4 protein-coding genes are annotated in these 2,276 nt (G+C 46.3%); all 4 read right to left on the reverse strand.

Translation table 11 applies throughout. The annotated features are described in order from the left end of the window. Positions 1 to 486, reverse strand: a 486-nt coding sequence (locus tag B7X71_RS15505; RefSeq protein WP_293601365.1) for a glycoside hydrolase family 3 N-terminal domain-containing protein, incomplete at its 3' end; no start/stop codon positions are given. 49 nt (positions 487 to 535) lie between these two features. After that, positions 536 to 928 (reverse strand): holo-ACP synthase, encoded by a 393-nt coding sequence (acpS, locus tag B7X71_RS15510; protein ID WP_293601367.1) that lies wholly within the window; start codon positions 926 to 928, stop codon positions 536 to 538. 16 nt (positions 929 to 944) lie between these two features. Next, positions 945 to 1,700 carry a pyridoxine 5'-phosphate synthase gene (pdxJ, locus tag B7X71_RS15515; protein WP_293601369.1) on the reverse strand — a complete coding sequence of 252 codons (756 nt, stop codon included), beginning with the start codon at positions 1,698 to 1,700 and terminating at the stop codon, positions 945 to 947. 12 nt (positions 1,701 to 1,712) lie between these two features. Beyond that, positions 1,713 to 2,276 (reverse strand): DNA repair protein RecO C-terminal domain-containing protein (locus B7X71_RS15520; RefSeq protein WP_293601371.1); only part of this gene is annotated, 564 nt, incomplete at its 5' end.

The following is a 2,276-nucleotide window of genomic DNA, read 5'->3' on the forward strand; positions in this document are numbered from 1 at the left end:
AAAGGTAATTTGCGGATCACGACTAAATCCACGATCTCCAATGACAGCGCTGCGACCAAAATCGAGATCCAGGACTGGGGTAAAACTAAAGTCGACACCACAAGCTCGCAACTCAGCAGCTAGAACATACCCACAGGCAGTCGCTGCCGCCATCGCAATCGCAGCAGATTCGGCGGTATGTTTTGATTTATTCTTGGACCCCCAAAGTTCACCAAGCTTACGCATAGCTGGCAAATGGGTAAAACCGTCAGTTCTGCAGCGCTGAACACGTCCACCCTCATGATCAATCGAGATCAACACGTCAGAACGGAGTTTTTTAATTTCTGCAGTGAGTTTAGTGAGCTGCTTGCGATTGGCGAAGTTTCTGCCAAATAGAATTACTCCACCAGTTAGAGGATGCATGATGCGACGGCGATCTTCTGCGTTTAACTCAAGACCAAGCACATCTAAAGTAATTGGGCCTGGTTTCATGGTCGACTTACTCATGGATTCCTCGTAATTTTTTGATGTTATTTGCTGTTATTTATTACTGTGTTTATCTTTGCGTAACAATGACATGGGCAATTGCCATGTCTTGCTCATCACTTACCGTAATTTGAGCTTCCCAGTTTTTATCCTGCATAAATTGCGCAAGCGCTCCTAAATAGGAGGTAACCGGTTTACCGCTGGGCTCATTGAGTGTTTGCAAAGAGCGCCACGTCATTGGCATTCTCATGCCCAAGCCAATTGCTTTAGAGAATGCCTCTTTTGCCGCAAAGCGCGTTGCCAAAAAAGCAATACCCCGCTTGTGATTTCTGGCTAGGCGATGTTTAAAAACCAACATCTCATCTGGCCCCAGTATTTTTTCAGCAAGACGTCCATTGGTACGATCGTAAGCAGCTTGAAGCCGCTCGATCTGCAAAATGTCTGTGCCTATACCAATGATCATTTTTATACCGCCAGTTTCATTTCACTTTGGAAGTGTTTGCTCTACCCTGAGCCATTAGAGCCTTCATATCAGTAATTGCTTTTTGCCAACCCTTAAAGAGTGCCTCAGCAACAATCGCGTGACCAATATTGAGCTCTGAGAGCTCCGCAATGGCAGCTACCGGCATCACATTTCCCTCATGCAAGCCATGCCCAGCATTAACTCTCAGACCAATACTCTTACCAAACTGAGCAGCTTTTCTGATGCGCTCAAGCTCTTGCATTTGTTGGTCACCAGACAGATCTGCGTAACGCCCAGTATGCAACTCCACTACTGTTGCTCCAACATCCTTAGCAGCTTGAATTTGCTTTTCTTCTGGATCAATAAACAGGGATACCCGAATGCCTGCACCTTTTAATTGCGCAGTAGCTGCTTGAACAGCTTGAAAGTGTCCCAACACATCCAAGCCACCTTCAGTTGTGACCTCTTCACGCTTTTCAGGAACAAGGCACACATCATGTGGCTGCACCTGGCAAGCAATATTGATCATCTCCGGAGTAACGGCGCACTCTAAGTTCATACGTGTCTGTATTAAGGGACGCAAGGCCATCAAATCGGCGTCTTTAACATGGCGACGATCCTCACGTAAATGCAGGGTGATTAAATCAGCACCCGCCTCTTCAGCTAAACGGGCAGCCTTTAATGGATCAGGATAAATCGTGCCACGCGCATTACGCAGGGTAGCAACGTGATCGATATTGATGCCAAGTTCTAGCTTTGATTGGGTATTCATTGGCTTAGATTACTAGATTTTCTTCAGATCAATCAAAATCTGACGGGTAGTCAACACTTGATCCTGAAGATGCAATCCCAATAGGAAGCGCATTAACTGCTTACTCTCAGAAAGCGTCTCTTGATCAGAAAAGTCACCTGCTGCAATGGCTAGCAGAGATTTGCCACTCAAGACCGGCCAGTGTCCTGGATCATCCCCTTGAGCAGGCCTCACGCCTCGCTCTGGCTGATAAACATATTGCTCATTGGAGATCGGAGCACTATTCGTTTCCACACAGCGATCTAGCGCTGCTGCATAACCCGTTTCCTGTAAGAGCGTTAATTCAAAAGGACGTAGAATTTCTTCTAGGCCTTTGGATTCCAGCTCAAGATTAGATAAAGCAGAAATCGTATCGGTGTAATGGTCATAGAGCTTTTCATAGTCATCCTCGCGCGCGAGAAACTTGACTAATAACTCATTGAGATAAAAACCGCATAAGAGTGCATCCCCAACTAGAGATGGCGTGCCGCCAACCCACTCTGACTTCGTTAATGTCCGTAGTTCAGACTTACCACTCCAAGAAACCAATAGAGGTTG

The organism is Polynucleobacter sp. 39-46-10 (genome assembly GCF_002282275.1).